Raw genomic sequence first — 15,181 nt, forward strand, 5'->3', positions numbered from 1 at the left:
AGCCCGAAGTGAGCCCGAGCAGTGAGATGGGCAGTCTGATGGCACAGCGCAGCGCCACACGCGAACAGCGCATTCCCGAGAAGATCGGGAAATATGTCATCGTCAAGGAAGTCGGTCGCGGCAGCACCGGCGTCGTCTACCTTTCTCACGATCCTTACTACCGTCGCGACGTGGCGATCAAGGTCTACAACCTCGAGTCGCACGACGAGGATCGCGCGCGCGTCACGCGCAAGATGTTCCTTTCCGAAGCGCACATGGTCGGTATGCTCCAGCATCCGAACATCCTGCCCATCTTCGACGCCGGCGAGGAAAACGGCCACTACTATATCGTCACCGAGCACGTGCACGGCGCGCGCACGCTGTCGGCTTACTGCAAACCGGACAATCTGCTGCCCGTCGATGACGTGGCGGAGATCATGTACAAGTGCGCCAAGGCGCTGCACTACGCCCACAGCCGCGGCGTCATTCATCGCGACATCAAGCCGTCGAATATCATGCTCACGCAGGCCAACGACGTGCGCATCATCGACTTCGGCATCGCACTGGTCGCCGATTCCGATATCTCGCGCATCGAAGGCATCGCGGGCAGTCCGTCGTATATGTCGCCCGAGCAGGTGCAGTCGTTGGAGATCACCAACCGTTCCGATCTGTATTCGCTCGGCGCGGTGCTGTACGAAATGTTGACGGGCTTTCGTCCGTTCCGCGGCGGCAATCTTTCCAAGCTGTTGCACCAGATCGTTTACGCCACCGCGCAGCCGATTCACGCGTTGCGCCCGGACATTCCGGAAGTGCTGGAGACTTCGGTCGCCAAGGCGCTGCAGAAGGATCCGGCCAAGCGTTATCGCAACGGTCTGGAGCTGGCGGCCGATCTCACTCGCGTCCACCAGGCGCTGCGCGATGGCACGTCGAAGCTGGATCGTCAGGAACAGTTTTCGATTCTGCGTACGCTCAAGTTCTTCCATGATTTCTCGCAGTCCGAGATTCTCGAAGTGCTGCGCGCGAGCACATGGCAGGACTACGACCAGGGCGAGGAGATCGTCAAGGAAGGCGAGATGGACGATCGCTTCTACGTCATCGTTTCCGGCAGCGTCGCCGTGATGCGCGCCGGCAATCTCGTCGGCCAGCTCGAAGCGGGCGATTGTTTCGGCGAGACCAGCTATGTGCGCGGCGCCAAGCGTCTCGCGACGATCAAGGCGCTGAGCGGTGTGACACTGATGAAAGTGAGCTCGACGCTGCTGGAGCAGAGCTCGGCGGCGTGTCAGCTGCGCTTCAACAAGGTGTTCTTGCGCAGCTTGATCAGCCGACTGCAAAGCGCCAGCTGATTCATCTACAGCCCCGCGGCCTTCATCAACGAAGGCACGACGCGCTCCAGATGCTGGCTGACGATGGGTTCCGCCCGGAACAGCCGAGGCTCGCGAGCAAACATCCCTTCGAGCGTGTGGGCCACTTCTTCCAGGGGATTGTTCTCGTAGCCACCGCCGGCCAGATGGCCGAGCGCGTACGCAAGGATGAAACGTTCGGTCCCCAGGAGCTGCCACTGGATCGTGTGCACGAGCTCATGGAAGTGCAACGACTCATCCCTCGCTCGTGACCTTTCGACGAAATAGATGTCGCCATACGTCACGCCGGCGCCATTCATCTGTTCGAACTCGGAGAACTGGTGCAGCCCAAGCGCAGTGAGCGGCGGCTTCGGCACCGCATCCACCTCGACCACCGACGCTCGCTTCAGCGTCTCGGTATCGAAGTAATGCGCAAGCCTCGAGAACCCCAGCGAGATCAGCGGCCGCGCCGTCGGGCGATACTCCTCGACCGTGGTATCGATCCACTTGCGGATGGCAGGCAGGCGGCTCTGAAGCGCTGAGATGTCCATCCAGGGTTTATGCCCTGTGAGGAAACGGCTTACAAGGCGCTAACGTCCAGTGGCGCGTTACAGGCCGACCACTTCGTCCTTGTCTTTTTCGATCAGCGCGTATGCCGAGTGATTGTGGATGGACTCGAAGTTCTCCGCTTCGACGACATAGGCGCGCACGCGGTCTTCGTTGTTCATGCGGACGGCGACGTCGCGCACGATGTCTTCGACGAACTTGGGATTCTCGTAGGCGCGTTCGGTGACGTGCTTTTCGTCGGCGCGCTTCAAGATGCCGTAGACCTCGCACGAGGCTTCCGACTCGGCGATGTCGATCAGTTCTTCCAGCCACATGTGACCATCGACCTTGGCCTTGATGGTGATGTGCGAGCGCTGGTTGTGGGCGCCGTACTTGGAAATGTCTTTGGAGCAGGGACAGAGACTGGTGGCGGCCACGACGACCTTGAGCCACAGCTCGGACACGCCGTTGTGCAGCTCGCCGATCAAGGATGCCTGATAGTTCATCAGGCTCTCGACCCCCGACACCGGCGCCTTCTTCATCACGAAGAACGGAAATTCCATTTCGATGTGACCGGTCTGCGCGTTCAGCTTCTCGGTCATCTGGGCGAGGATGTCGCGGAACGATTCGACGGAGATTTCACGTTCGTTGCCGTGGAGCAGCTCGACGAAGCGTGACATGTGCGTGCCCTTGAAGTTGTGGGGCAGGGCCACGTACATGTTGAAGTTCGCGATCGTGTGCTGTTCGCCCGCGGAGCGGTCCTTCACCCGCACCGGGTGATAGACGTCCTTGATGCCGACCTTGTTGATCGGAATGCGGCGGGAATCGGCGCGGGCCTGCACGTCCTCGATGGAGGTTGGGGGCGGCGAGGCGACGCTTTTGGGCAATGTCGACATACAGGATTTCCGGACCGGGCCGGAGCACCGGCCTAAGGGCTCATCGATTTGGTCGGCCGCAGTATAGATCAAGGGGCGGGAATGCCGTTCCCCCGCCCTGGAAATACTGAAATGCCGAAAATGAAGCGGTTAGCGGATGGCGGTTCGCGGTTGGCGGTTAGTTCGGAGATTCCGGAGTCTTCACCAACCGCTAACCGCCAACCGCCAACCGCTTCTCCCCGTGCCACCAGCGGGTGATGGCGCTTTCCACCGACGCCAGGTCCAGCCCGGCTGCTGCCAGGCAGTCCTCGCGGGAGCCGTGCTCCATGAAGCGGTCCGGGATGCCCAGATTGAGGGTCGGTGGGATATGGCCGTGCGCGGCCAGGCATTCGGTAATGGCCGAGCCGGCGCCGCCCGCCACGACATTCTCTTCAACTGTCACGATCGCGCGGTGATTGGCCGCGACTCGCACGATCAGCTCCTCATCCAGCGGTTTGATGAAGCGCAGGTTCACGACGGTCGCGTCGATCTTCTCGGCAATCCGTTCGCAGAGCGGGACCATGGCGCCGACGGCGAAGATCGCCAGCCCACTGCGGCCCTCGCGGCGGATCTGAGCCTTGCCGATCGGCAGGGCACGCATGGTCTGTTCGATTGCCGCGCCCGTTCCCTGGCCGCGCGGATAGCGAACCGCGGCCGGGACATTCGACTGCACGGCGGTGTACAGCATCTGACGGCATTCATTCTCGTCGGCCGGCGCCATCACGATCAGGTTCGGAATACAGCGCATGAACGACAGGTCATAGCTGCCCTGGTGCGTGGCGCCGTCGCCGCCGACCAGGCCGGCGCGATCGATCGCAAATGTCACGGGCAGGTTTTGAATCGCTACGTCGTGAATCAATTGATCGTACGCACGCTGCAGAAATGTCGAATAGATCGCGACCACCGGCCGCAGCCCTTCGCACGCCATGCCCGCAGCCAGCGTCACCGCATGCTGTTCGGCAATCGCGACGTCGAAGTAACGCGCGGCGAAACGTTTGGAATATTCGACCAGGCCGGAGCCCTCGCGCATCGCCGGCGTGATCGCGACCACTTTCGGATCGGCCGCCGCCATATCGCACAGCCACTGGCCGAACACTTGAGAGTAGCTCGGGCCGCTGGCCTTCTCTTTGAAGATCACGCCGCTCTTGGGATCGAACGGACCCGGGCCGTGCCATTTGATCGGATCGGCTTCGGCAGGCGCATAGCCTTTGCCCTTGCGTGTGATCACGTGCAGGAACTGCGGACCTTTCAGACCACGCAGGTTGCGCAGCGTCGCGACCAGCGCGTTCACATCGTGGCCGTCGATGGGCCCGATGTAGTTGAAGCCCATTTCCTCGAAGATCGTGCCCGGCAACACCATGCCTTTCATGTGCTCTTCGGAGCGGCGTGCCAGCTCCCACACGGTCGGCATGCGGCTCAGCACTTTCTTGCTGCCTTCACGCAGCGTTGCATACAACTTGCCGGACAGCACGCGCGCGAAGTAATTCGAGAACGCGCCGACGTTCTCCGAGATCGACATGTCGTTGTCGTTCAGGATGACGAGCATGTCGACATCGAGGCTGCCGGCATGATTGAGCGCTTCGAACGCCATGCCGGCGCTCATCGCGCCATCGCCGATCACGGCAACGACGCGGCGATCTTCTTTCTTCGCAGCGGCGCCGATGGCCATACCGAGCGCAGCGCTGATCGAGGTGCTGGAATGCCCGACGCCGAATGTGTCGTATTCACTTTCGCTGCGGGTTGGGAACGGCGCGAGGCCGTCTTTTTGTTTGATGGTGTGCAGCTGATCGCGACGGCCCGTCAGCACCTTGTGCGGATAGGCCTGATGACCCACGTCCCATACCAGCCGGTCGTTCGGCGTATCGAATACATAATGCAGAGCGACCGTGAGCTCGACCGTGCCGAGGCCGGCGGCGAAATGGCCGCCCATCTGGCTGACGGTATCGATCAGATATTGGCGCAGCTCCGTGGCGACCTGCGGCAGTTCGCTGGCCGCAAGCTTGCGCAGATCGGCCGGTGAGCCGATCGCTGCCAGCAACGGGTGAGGCGTGGCTGAATTCATGGCCGGCGAAGTCTACAGGAAACAGGGTGGGCGATTGCTGGCGCAGTCGGGGCAGGCGATGGATGAATTGTGGCGCCCAAGATCAGTATTTCCGCAGGACCAGCCAGTCCGACATCGCGGCGAGCGGCGCGCTCTGCAGGCCGGCGGCATCCAGCCTGGCCAGTGCCGACAGCGCTCGAGTGTGCAGCTCGTGCATGCGTTGACGTGACGGTTCGACGCCGGCGACAGAGGGATAGGTTGGTTTGTCGAGCGCGCGATCCGCGCCGGTGGCTTTGCCAATGACGGCGACATCGCCTTCGACGTCCAGCAGATCGTCCTGAATCTGAAATGCCAGGCCGATGGCGCGAGCATATTCATCCAAGGCGCGCGTGATGTTTTCGGGGAGCTGTGGAGCGCAAGCCGCGCCCATCATCACGCAGGCATGGATCAGCGCGCCGGTTTTGCGGACGTGCATTTCCTCGACTTCGGCCAGCGAGAGCTTGCGACCGATCGCGGCTAGATCGAGCGCCTGTCCGCCCGCCATGCCACCGGTGCCGCTGGCGATTGCGAGCAAGCGAACCAGCTTCAGTCGCACGCTGGGATCGGCCGGCAAGCCGGGACCCTCGGCGAGCAACTCGAACGCCAGACATTGCAGCGAGTCGCCCACCAGGATCGCCGTCGCTTCATCGAACTGTTTGTGACATGTCGGTCGCCCGCGGCGCAGGTCGTCGTTGTCCATGGCGGGCAGGTCGTCATGGACCAGCGAATAGGCATGGATCAATTCGACCGCACACGCAGCGCCGTCGAGTATCGATTCGGGAACGCCGATTGCCGCGCCGGTCGCATAGACGAGCGCCGGGCGCACGCGTTTGCCGCCGCCGAGCACGCTGTAGCGGATCGCTGCGTGCAGACGGTTCGGTTGAACATCGACCGCCGGCAGCCGGGCCGACAGTTCACGCTCGATGCGGGCCTGCCATTGTTGGAGCTGAGCGGCGAAATCGGGGTGCCGGCCCGCGGTGGGCGAGGGCTGGATTGCGCTGGATTGGACCGCCATGCGGTTAACGCTCGTCGTCCGTGTCCGTATCGAACGGGGCTGCCGCGAACTCGCCCTCGGCGCCGCTGCGTCGAAGGAGAATCTCCACTTTCTGCTCGGCCTGCTTGAGAGCACTCTGGCACGAGCGCGTCAGTTGTACGCCGCGCTCGAAGTGACGCAGCGAGTCATCCAGCGACAGATCGCCGTGCTCGAGCTTGTCGACGATGGCTTCGAGCTCGGCAAGCGAGCGTTCGAAGTCGGCGGTAGGCTCGACGGCGGTTTCGGCGGGAGTGGTTTTGCTGGTCACGATGGGCGTGGGCGTCATTGGCGGCGCGGCAAGCTTATAGCTTCTTGGTCGGCTGCGACAGTTGCTCCCGACCGTGCTCGCGGCGTTGACTCCGCGAGCAGCCAGGACTAGATTGACATTGATTAGACTATGTCTAATGGAGCTTGTTCAGTGACCCTCGTTGAAGACGCAGGTCAGAACCCTACCGACAACGAGTTTCGCCACTTCCTACCCGCCGGCAATTGAGGTGAGCTGCAATGAAGAGTCTGAAAGGTACGAGCACCGAAAAGAATCTGAAGGACGCGTTTGCGGGCGAATCCCAGGCAAACCGTCGCTATCTTTATTTCGCAGCCAAGGCGGACGTCGAAGGCTTCAACGATGTTGCCGCGGTATTCCGCTCGACTGCCGAAGGTGAGACCGGCCATGCGCACGGCCACCTGGAATATCTCGAGGCGGTGGGCGATCCGGCCACGGGCCTGCCGATCGGGCCGACTGGTGCGAATCTGAAGGCGGCAATCGCCGGCGAGACGCACGAGTACACCGACATGTACCCGGGCATGGCCAAGCAGGCCCGCGACGAAGGCTTCGAGGAAATCGCCGACTGGTTCGAGACGCTGGCCAAGGCCGAGCGCTCGCACGCCAATCGCTTCCAGAAGGCGCTCGACACGCTGTAGTCGCCCGAGCGCGAGTGCGGTTGATTCAATAAAGCCGGCCGGCAGGGAGAACTCTGCCGGCCGTTGGCTTTACGGATCATTCATTTCACGCGTTTCATTTGCTTCACTCAGTCCCAGCCAGTCGCCAGGTAACTGCGTGTCCGAACCAAAAAACACAACGGCCGCCCGCGAAGGCAGCCTCGAAGCGCCGACGCGCCATCCGATCGCCTGGAAGGATCCTGAGTTCGGCAACGAGGCCTCGCTGTTCAAAGAACTGGAGCGCGTCTTCGATATCTGCCACGGCTGTCGGCGCTGCTTCAGCCTGTGCAATTCGTTTCCCACCTTGTTCGACGCGGTCGATGAGTCTTCGACCGGTGAAGTCGATGGCGTCGACAAGAAGGTCTATTGGGACGTGGTCGACCATTGTTACCTGTGCGACATGTGCTACATGACCAAGTGTCCGTACGTGCCGCCGCACCCCTGGAACGTCGACTTCCCGCACTTGATGCTCAGAGCCAAGGCATTCAAGTTCAACAATGCGCCTGAAGGCTCCAAGCCAATCACGGCGCGCGACAAGATTCTGAGCTCGACCGATCTGGTCGGCAGCATCGCCGGCATTCCGGTGGTGGCCGAGGCGGTCAACGCCATCAACAAGACCGAATTCGGTCGCAAGATGCTGGATAAGACGCTCGGCGTGCATCCGAAGGCGCCGGTGCCGGAATATCACAGCAACACCTATCGCAAACGCCACGCGGCGAATGAACATCCGACGTTCGACCCGAAGCCGGCCGGTGACACCCGCGGCAAAGTGGTGTTGTTTGCTACCTGTTACGGCAATCGCAACGAGCCGCAGCTCGGCGAAGATCTGACCGCAATCTTCGAGCACAACGGCATCCCGGTCCGGCTCGCCGGCCGCGAGAAATGTTGTGGCATGCCGAAGCTCGAGCTGGGCGATCTGAAAGCCATAGAACAGCTGAAGAACGAGAACATTCCGGAACTGGCGAAATTGGTGGACCAGGGCTGGGACATCGTCACGCCCGTGCCTTCCTGCACGCTGATGTTCAAGCAGGAGCTGCCGCTGATGTTTCCGGATGATCCGGAAGTCATCAAAGTGCGCGACGCGATGTTCGATCCCTTCGAATATCTGTGGGCCCGCTACCGAGAGAACCTGCTGAGCACCGACTTCCCGCACAAGCTCGGCAAGATCAGTTATCACGTGCCGTGTCACTTGCGCGTGCAGAATCTCGGGTTGAAGACGCGCGATGTGCTCATGCTGGTGCCAGAGACGCAGGTCGAGGCGATCGAGCGCTGCTCGGGGCACAACGGCACGTACGGGGTGAAAAAGGAATATCGCGACGTGTCGATGAAGATCGGCAAGCCGGTGATCCGGCGCGTCAGCGACTCGGGCGCCGACTATTACTCCAGCGACTGTCCGATGGCCGGCCACCAGATCGAGTCCGGTCTCCCCGGCGCAGACGCGGGCACGGCCACGCCGCCAGTACATCCCCTCACTCTGTTGCGGAGGGCCTATGGGATCTGATTCCGTGCAGCGCGGCCGCTTGAGCCGCGCCGATTTGATGAGCCTCGAACAGTACTCGACGGCAAGGAAGGATTTTCGCGACCGCGTGCTCGATCACAAGCGCAATCGGTTGATTGCCATCGGGCCGAATGTGACTTGGGCGTTCGAGGACCGGCTCACCATTCAGTATCAAGTGCAGGAGATGCTGCGCGTCGAGCGCATCTTCGAGGCGGCTGGCATTCAGGATGAGCTGGATGCTTACAACCCGCTGATCCCGGATGGCTCGAACTGGAAGGTGACGTTTCTGATCGAGTTTCCGGATCCGGAAGAGCGCAAGCAGCGGCTCGCCGTAATGAAGGGGATTGAGGATCGGTGCTGGGTTCAGGTCGAGGGCCTGGATCGCTCATTTGCGATCGCGGATGAAGACCTCGAGCGCGAGAACGACGAGAAGACCTCGTCGGTCCACTTCCTCCGGTTCGAGCTGAGTGCGGAGATGGCTTCCAAAGTTAAGTCCGGCTCTCCAGTCAAAGTCGGCATCGATCATCCGCAGTACACCTTTGAAGTTCAGCTAAGTTCGGCTCAGCGCGATTCGCTGGCTCGGGACCTGGCTTAACTCGAGAGTCACGCGCGAATGTGCAGCTGACGTTTGCGGCGACGACGGGAGCGACCTACCTCCTTCCGGCAGCTTTTCGGACACAGGGACGGGCCCGAAACAGCAGGGCTCATCATGGACGTGACGCGAGGAGCGCGCTGCGCTCCGGCGGGCGCCTGGTGCCGGAAGGAGGTAGGTCGCTCCCGGCGACGCGGACCACTGGGCCCTCCGATGGGGCGAAGCACCGTCGCACCCCGCCGACCCTGAAGAAAAACGCTGGGTGGATGTACAGCCGACCCTGCGTGCTATGATCCGCCGCCTCCAATTTCCGCCCCTAACGAAATCAGCTCGTTACCCGATGGCACAATCGTATAACGCGTCCGACATTGAAGTTCTCAGCGGTCTCGACCCCGTACGCCGGCGTCCCGGCATGTACACGGACACGAGTCGCCCCAACCATCTCGCCCATGAAGTCATCGACAACTCCGTCGATGAAGCCATGTCCGGCCATGCCAAGCGCATCGACGTCAAGGTGTACAAGGATGGCTCGCTGGAGGTCGCCGACGACGGTCGCGGCATGCCGGTCGACATCCATCCGAAGGAGAAGGTCAGCGGCGTCGAGCTGATCCTGACCAAGCTGCACGCGGGCGGTAAGTTCAACGACCAGAACTACAAGTTCGCCGGCGGCTTGCACGGCGTCGGCGTGTCGGTCGTGAACGCGCTCTCCAAGAAGCTGGAGACGTGGGTCAAGCGCGGCGGCAAGGAGTACCACATCGGTTTCGCCTCCGGTAAGGCGACCTCCAAGCTCAAAGTCGTCGGCGATGTCGGCGGTCGCAACACGGGCACGCGCGTGCGCTTCTGGCCGGACGCCAGCTATTTCGACTCCGCGGTGTTCTCGGTTCCGAAACTGAAGCACGTGCTCAAGGCCAAGGCGGTGTTGTGTCCCGGCCTGCACGTCACGCTGGAAGTCGAAGGCGGCGAGAAGGAAGAGTGGCAGTACTCAGGCGGCCTGAAGGAGTACCTGACCGAATCGCTCGGCCAGGGCGAGTGGCTGCCGCAGGAATTGTTCGTCGGCAGCATCGAGGGCGAGAAGGAAGCCGTCGAATGGGCGTTGGGCTGGCGCGTCGATGAAGGCACGCGCATCGAAGAAAGCTACGTCAACCTCATTCCGACCGAGCAGGGCGGCACGCACGTCAACGGCCTGCGCGTCGGCCTCACCGACGCCATCCGCGAGTTCTGCGAGTTCCGCAACCTGCTGCCCAAGGGCTTGAAGCTGGCGCCCGAAGACGTCTGGGACGGCGTCACTTACGTGCTGTCGATGAAGATGAAAGAGGCGCAGTTCGCCGGCCAGACCAAGGAGCGTCTGTCCTCACGCGAGGCGGCCGCATTCGTGTCCGGCATCGTCAAGGATCAGTTCGGCCATTGGCTGAACCAGCATCCGGAATCGGGCGAGAAGATTGCACAGCTGGCAATCCAGAGTGCCCAGACTCGCTTGAAAGCTTCCAAGGCCGTCGCGCGTAAGCGCGTGACCTCCGGGCCGGCGTTGCCGGGCAAGCTCGCGGACTGTTCTTCGGAGCAGCCCGAGCGCGGCGAATTGTTTCTGGTCGAAGGTGATTCCGCAGGCGGCTCGGCCAAGCAGGCGCGCGATCGCGAGTTCCAGGCTGTCATGCCCTTGCGCGGCAAAATCCTGAACACCTGGGAAGTCGATGCCAGCGACGTGCTTTCGTCTCAGGAAGTGCACCACATCGCCATCGCGCTGGGCGTCGATCCGGGTTCGGACAAGCTCGACGGCCTGCGCTATCACAAGGTTTGCATCCTCGCGGACGCCGACTCCGACGGTCAGCACATCGCCACGCTGCTGTGCGCGCTGTTCCTGCGTCACTTCCGCCCGCTGGTGCTGGCGGGGCACGTGTACGTCGCGATGCCGCCGTTGTATCGCATCGACCTGGGCAAACAGGTGTACTACGCGCTCGACGACGCCGAGCGTCAGGGCGTGATCGATCGGCTCGCGGCCGAGCATCCGCGCGGCAAGCCGACGGTGACTCGATTCAAAGGTCTCGGTGAAATGAGCGCTCTGCAGTTGCGCGAAACAACGATGGCGCCGGAAACGCGCCGGCTGGTGCAGCTCACCGTCGATGCCAAGGACGAGGCCGACTCGACGATGGACATGCTGCTGGCGAAAAAGCGCGCAAGCGACCGCCGCGAATGGCTGGAGACGAAGGGCAACCTTGCCGAAGTCGTGCCCTGATCCGCGCGCTTGCCCGTCATTCAATAAAACATAGTTTGGACATATGCCCACGCAACCTCCTTTGAACTTCGAAGGCGTCGAGCGCCAGCCGCTCCGCACGTTCACCGAGAAGGCGTATCTCGACTATTCGATGTACGTCATTCTCGACCGCGCATTGCCCCACATCGGCGACGGCTTGAAGCCGGTGCAGCGTCGCATCGTTTACGTCATGAGCGAGCAGGGCTCGTGGCAGGCCGCGAAACACAAGAAAGCGGCGCGTGCGATCGGCGACGTGATCGGCAAGTACCACCCTCATGGCGACTCTGCCTGCTATGAGGCGATGGTGCTGATGGCGCAACCCTTCTCCTACCGCTATCCCTTGGTGGATGGACAGGGCAACTTCGGCTCCTCCGACGATCCGAAGTCGTTCGCCGCCTATCGGTACACCGAAGCGCGCCTGACCCGATATTCCGAGCTGCTGCTGTCCGAGCTGGGACAGGGCACGGTCGAGTGGGTCCCGAATTTCGACGGCACGATGGAAGAGCCGCGATTGTTGCCCGCGCGCGTGCCGAACATCTTGTTGAATGGCGCGACCGGCATCGCGGTCGGCATGGCCACCGACATTCCGCCGCACAACCTGCGCGAAGTCGTGAATGCCTGCATCAAGTTGCTCGAAGATCCGGACACGCCGCTGCGCGAGCTGATGAAGGATGTGAAGGGCCCGGACTTTCCGACCGGCGCCGAGATCATTTCGCCCAAAGCCGATCTGAAACAAATCTACGAGACTGGCAACGGCACATTCCGCGCGCGTGCGACTTATGAGCTGGAAGATGGCGAGATCGTCATCACCGAGCTGCCCTACCAGGTCTCGGGCTCGAAGATCCAGGAGCAGGTCGCGGCGCAGATCACCGCCAAGAAGCTGCCGATGGTCGAGAACATTCGCGACGAGTCCGACCATGAGCACCCGACGCGCATCGTGATCGTGCCGAAGTCGAACCGGGTGGACCTGGTGCAGGTGATGAATCACCTGTTCGCGACCACCGATCTCGAGCGCACCTATCGCGTCAACCTGAACATCATCGGCCTCGACGGCAAGCCGCGGGTGATGGGGTTGAAGGATCTGCTCGAGGAATGGCTCAAGTACCGCATCGACACCGTCACGCGCCGCTTGCAGTGGCGCCTGGAGAAGGTGAAGTCGCGCCTGCATATCTTGGAAGGCTTGCTGGTCGCGTTTCTGAATCTCGACGAAGTGATCCGCATCATTCGTCGCGAGGACGAGCCGAAGCCGGTCTTGATGAAGCGCTTCAAGATCACCGAGATCCAGGCCGATGCGATTCTCGACACGCGTCTGCGCCACCTCGCCAAGCTGGAAGAAATGAAGATCCGCGGCGAGCAGGACGAATTGGCGGCGGAGCAGGACCGGCTCGATAAGCTGCTCGGCAGCAAGGCCAAGCTGAAGAAGCTGGTGCGCGACGAGTTGGAAGCAGCCGCGAAGGAATTCGGCGACGACCGTCGCACCAAGATCGTCGAGCGCGCGGCCGCCGTTGCGATCGACGAGACCGAGCTGGTGACGACCGAGCCGACGACGGTGATCCTGTCCGAGCGTGGCTGGGTGCGCGCCGCGAAGGGCCACGAAATCGATCCGACGTCGATTTCGTACAAGACCGGCGACGCGTTCCTCGCCGCTGCGAGGGGCAAGAACACGCAGCAGGCAGTGTTCCTGGATAGCACCGGCCGCACGTACACGTTGATCGCGCATTCGTTACCGTCGGCGCGTGGTAACGGCGAGCCGTTGTCCGGCCGGCTCGATCCGCCGGAAGGTGCGACGTTCTCGGGCGTGCTCATCGGCGAAGCGGAAGAGAAGTGCGTGCTGGCTTCGGACGCGGGTTATGGCTTCGTCGTGAATCTCGGCGAGCTGCACTCTCGTAACAAAGCCGGCAAGGCGGTGCTCAAGGTGCCCGATGGCAGCAAGGCGCTCGCGCCGGCGCTCGTGCCAGCCGATGAAAAAGCGTTGATTTGCGCGACCAGCAGCGAAGGCAAGATGCTGGTGTTCCCGGTGAAGGATCTGCCCGAGCTGCCGAAGGGCAAGGGCAACAAGATCTTCGGTGTTTCCGGCAAGGGCGACGAGACCATGACCGCCATCGCGGTCATCACCTCGACGCAGAACCTGGTGGTCTATTCCGGCGAGCGCAAGATGACCATCAAGTACGCCGACCTCAAGGAATACAAGGGCGAGCGTGCTCAGCGCGGCGCGGTGTTGCCGCGCGGCTGGAGAAAGGTGGATAAGCTGGACGTCGAGCCAGCGTAGGATCGACGACTTCCAGCGCCGCTTGCGTCACTTCAAGTTCAAGGCGGTGAGGAAGTCGGCGTTCTGGATATACAACACACCATTGGCGGAGAGCGCCAGTTTCCCGGCGGCGGGATAGCTGAACACGGGCCGGTGTGTCTCGAGATCGACCGCGTAGGTGGCGCGATCCGTACTGACGAACGCCAGGTTGTTGGTAACGATGACCTCGCTGACGAAGGCGGTGTCACCGACTGCGGTCGAGGGCGACCATTCCCACAGCAAGTCACCGTCGCTTTCGGCACGGGCCTCCAGCCGGAAGGGCATATTGTTGGTTGCGTAAACGACGCCTGCGCGGTAGCCAGGCGTCGTCGGATACGCCCCAGTGCTGCGCCAGGCGATCGTGCCATCGCTGACGCGAAAATTGATCAGAGAGTTGCCCGTCGAGGAAGCGAGCACGGCGCGAGAGTAGTGAGCCACGGTGATCGAACCGTCGCTGCCGAGCACTGGCGAGCCCAGATGTTCCCCAACGTGCTCCATGTACATCGGGTCGACGATTTCGCGAGCCAGAGAGCCGGTGAGCACGTCATGGACTCGCAGCACGCCGCCGGTGTACGAGTAGGCGTAGTTCGCATCGACTGCCGGGCTCCAGTTCGAAACCTGGGCCTGGTAGACGAAGAACAATTGGTTGCCCGCGGGGTTGAAAGCGTACATTCCGCCGTAGGTGCCACCGTTCGCGTACACCATGCCGTTCGGGCCGATGGTGGGCGCGAAGTATGTCTCCCATTGTGACGTCATCGGCGCGCTGAACAGGACCGAGCCGTCGTTCGCGGCAAGGCCGAACATCTGGGTGTATTCCTGGTGACCGGTTGCCAGATACACGGCGCCGTTCTTGACCGCCGGCGGATTCGCCGGATCGGCGAAAGCACGGCGCCACACCTCGCTGCCGTCATGCTCTCGTTTCGCATAGAGCACGCCGCCGTCCATGTAGTTCGAAGTCACTGCGTAGAACAAGCCGTCCGCGGTGGCGAGATTCGCTCGATAGGGCGTCCACGTGCTCGGCACCTGATATCCCGCAGATCGCCATCGCGGCGTCACCGCGTCCGGATCCACCGTCGCCGGTACGAAGCCGGTGTGAGAGGCATTTCCTTGGAACATGGCCCAGTCGCTCACGCCTTCCCACGCCGTCAGCGTGGTGGTGTGATCTCCCGGCCACTCGGAGTTCGAGCCGAGCACGCGCACTTCGAATGGCACCGACACGGACGGCTCTTCCAGCGGGGTGGTGCAAGCGGTGTCGCGGCATAAATTCAACGTCACCGCGCCCGAAAACGAACCGGGCGAGACGCTCGGGTTGCTGGTCAATAGCAGCGTGTAGCGGCCATCGTCACCAGCAATCACCTGTACCTCCGGCAGAATGAAGCCAGCCGTGTCCACCGCACGGGCGGTCAGGATGCCCACATCGATGTTGATCGGTCGGACGATGACGCCAGGGTTGATCGACACTCCGTTGGCGGCCAGACGAACGATATTGTCGGTCTGCACAGCGAGGGTGAATACCCGCAACGACAATACAAACGTCGATGTGCCTGAGGCGTTGCGCGCTGTGATGGTGTAGTTCGTCTGCGCCACGGGCTCAGTGGGCGTGCCGGAGATCACGCCCGTGGTCGCGTTCAGGTTCAGGCCCGGGGGTAGCGACGGGTTCACGCTGTACGAGGTGACCGTCCCGCTCACGGAGGGCGAGAGCGAATTCATCGGCGTGTTCATCCG

At 62.2% G+C, this 15,181-nt stretch carries 12 protein-coding genes; 6 read left to right on the forward strand and 6 right to left on the reverse strand.

Annotation, left to right across the window (positions count from 1 at the left end; translation table 11 throughout):
- The first annotated feature begins 8 nt into the window (after positions 1-8).
- Positions 9-1,322: a protein kinase domain-containing protein gene (locus EK373_RS12290; protein ID WP_129642928.1), complete on the forward strand. Its 1,314-nt coding sequence runs from the start codon at positions 9-11 to the stop codon at positions 1,320-1,322.
- Between the two features lie 5 nt (positions 1,323-1,327).
- On the opposite strand, the gene EK373_RS12295 is transcribed toward EK373_RS12290, so the two are convergent.
- From EK373_RS12295 to EK373_RS12315, 5 genes are all read right to left on the reverse strand, one after another.
- Entirely contained in the window at positions 1,328-1,870 is a 543-nt protein-coding gene (locus tag EK373_RS12295) for a hypothetical protein (protein WP_129642929.1), read from the reverse strand.
- 57 nt (positions 1,871-1,927) lie between these two features.
- On the reverse strand, positions 1,928-2,761 hold the full coding sequence (gene folE2 / locus EK373_RS12300; RefSeq protein ID WP_129642930.1) for a GTP cyclohydrolase FolE2: 834 nt from the start codon (positions 2,759-2,761) through the stop codon (positions 1,928-1,930).
- 190 nt (positions 2,762-2,951) lie between these two features.
- A complete protein-coding gene (gene dxs / locus EK373_RS12305; protein WP_129642931.1) occupies positions 2,952-4,841 on the reverse strand; it encodes a 1-deoxy-D-xylulose-5-phosphate synthase in 1,890 nt (629 codons plus the stop codon).
- Positions 4,842-4,923: 82 nt separating this feature from the next.
- Positions 4,924-5,874 carry a polyprenyl synthetase family protein gene (locus EK373_RS12310; protein WP_129642932.1) on the reverse strand — a complete coding sequence of 317 codons (951 nt, stop codon included), beginning with the start codon at positions 5,872-5,874 and terminating at the stop codon, positions 4,924-4,926.
- 4 nt (positions 5,875-5,878) lie between these two features.
- The gene (locus tag EK373_RS12315; RefSeq protein ID WP_129642933.1) at positions 5,879-6,178 is read right to left on the reverse strand and encodes an exodeoxyribonuclease VII small subunit; all 300 of its coding nucleotides are present in this window, start codon (positions 6,176-6,178) and stop codon (positions 5,879-5,881) included.
- Positions 6,179-6,396: 218 nt separating this feature from the next.
- On the opposite strand from EK373_RS12315, the gene EK373_RS12320 reads away from it, so the two are divergent.
- From EK373_RS12320 to parC, 5 genes are all read left to right on the forward strand, one after another.
- Entirely contained in the window at positions 6,397-6,813 is a 417-nt protein-coding gene (locus EK373_RS12320; RefSeq protein WP_129642934.1) for a rubrerythrin family protein, read from the forward strand.
- A gap of 136 nt (positions 6,814-6,949) precedes the next feature.
- Positions 6,950-8,332, forward strand: a complete 1,383-nt coding sequence (locus EK373_RS12325; RefSeq protein ID WP_129642935.1) for a heterodisulfide reductase-related iron-sulfur binding cluster — start codon at positions 6,950-6,952, stop codon at positions 8,330-8,332.
- Positions 8,322-8,924: a DUF3501 family protein gene (locus EK373_RS12330; RefSeq protein ID WP_129642936.1), complete on the forward strand. Its 603-nt coding sequence runs from the start codon at positions 8,322-8,324 to the stop codon at positions 8,922-8,924. Before EK373_RS12325 ends, EK373_RS12330 begins: the two co-directional genes overlap by 11 nt.
- A 337-nt stretch (positions 8,925-9,261) precedes the next feature.
- Entirely contained in the window at positions 9,262-11,151 is a 1,890-nt protein-coding gene (gene parE / locus EK373_RS12335; RefSeq protein WP_129642937.1) for a DNA topoisomerase IV subunit B, read from the forward strand.
- Positions 11,152-11,194: 43 nt separating this feature from the next.
- Complete coding sequence (gene parC, locus EK373_RS12340) at positions 11,195-13,438, forward strand: DNA topoisomerase IV subunit A (RefSeq protein WP_129642938.1); 2,244 nt, start codon at positions 11,195-11,197, stop codon at positions 13,436-13,438.
- A 27-nt stretch (positions 13,439-13,465) separates the two neighbouring features.
- Here parC and EK373_RS12345 read toward each other — a convergent pair whose 3' ends face one another.
- Positions 13,466-15,166, reverse strand: a complete 1,701-nt coding sequence (locus EK373_RS12345; protein WP_232831079.1) for an outer membrane protein assembly factor BamB family protein — start codon at positions 15,164-15,166, stop codon at positions 13,466-13,468.
- Positions 15,167-15,181: the final 15 nt, after the last annotated feature.

This window comes from Peristeroidobacter agariperforans, from assembly GCF_004138335.1.
GTDB classification, from domain to species: Bacteria; Pseudomonadota; Gammaproteobacteria; order Steroidobacterales; family Steroidobacteraceae; genus Steroidobacter; species Steroidobacter agariperforans.

What these genes read in the sequence shown, in the direction of transcription:
- dxs (WP_129642931.1), bottom strand. Translation starts at nt 4,841, where the DNA reads ATGAATTCAGCCACGCCTCACCCGTTGCTGGCAGCGATCGGCTCACCG.
- EK373_RS12320 (WP_129642934.1), top strand. Translation starts at nt 6,397, where the DNA reads ATGAAGAGTCTGAAAGGTACGAGCACCGAAAAGAATCTGAAGGACGCG.
- folE2 (WP_129642930.1), bottom strand. Translation starts at nt 2,761, where the DNA reads ATGTCGACATTGCCCAAAAGCGTCGCCTCGCCGCCCCCAACCTCCATC.
- EK373_RS12330 (WP_129642936.1), top strand. Translation starts at nt 8,322, where the DNA reads ATGGGATCTGATTCCGTGCAGCGCGGCCGCTTGAGCCGCGCCGATTTG.
- parC (WP_129642938.1), top strand. Translation starts at nt 11,195, where the DNA reads ATGCCCACGCAACCTCCTTTGAACTTCGAAGGCGTCGAGCGCCAGCCG.
- parE (WP_129642937.1), top strand. Translation starts at nt 9,262, where the DNA reads ATGGCACAATCGTATAACGCGTCCGACATTGAAGTTCTCAGCGGTCTC.
- EK373_RS12345 (WP_232831079.1), bottom strand. Translation starts at nt 15,166, where the DNA reads ATGAATTCGCTCTCGCCCTCCGTGAGCGGGACGGTCACCTCGTACAGC.
- EK373_RS12310 (WP_129642932.1), bottom strand. Translation starts at nt 5,874, where the DNA reads ATGGCGGTCCAATCCAGCGCAATCCAGCCCTCGCCCACCGCGGGCCGG.
- EK373_RS12295 (WP_129642929.1), bottom strand. Translation starts at nt 1,870, where the DNA reads ATGGACATCTCAGCGCTTCAGAGCCGCCTGCCTGCCATCCGCAAGTGG.
- EK373_RS12315 (WP_129642933.1), bottom strand. Translation starts at nt 6,178, where the DNA reads ATGACGCCCACGCCCATCGTGACCAGCAAAACCACTCCCGCCGAAACC.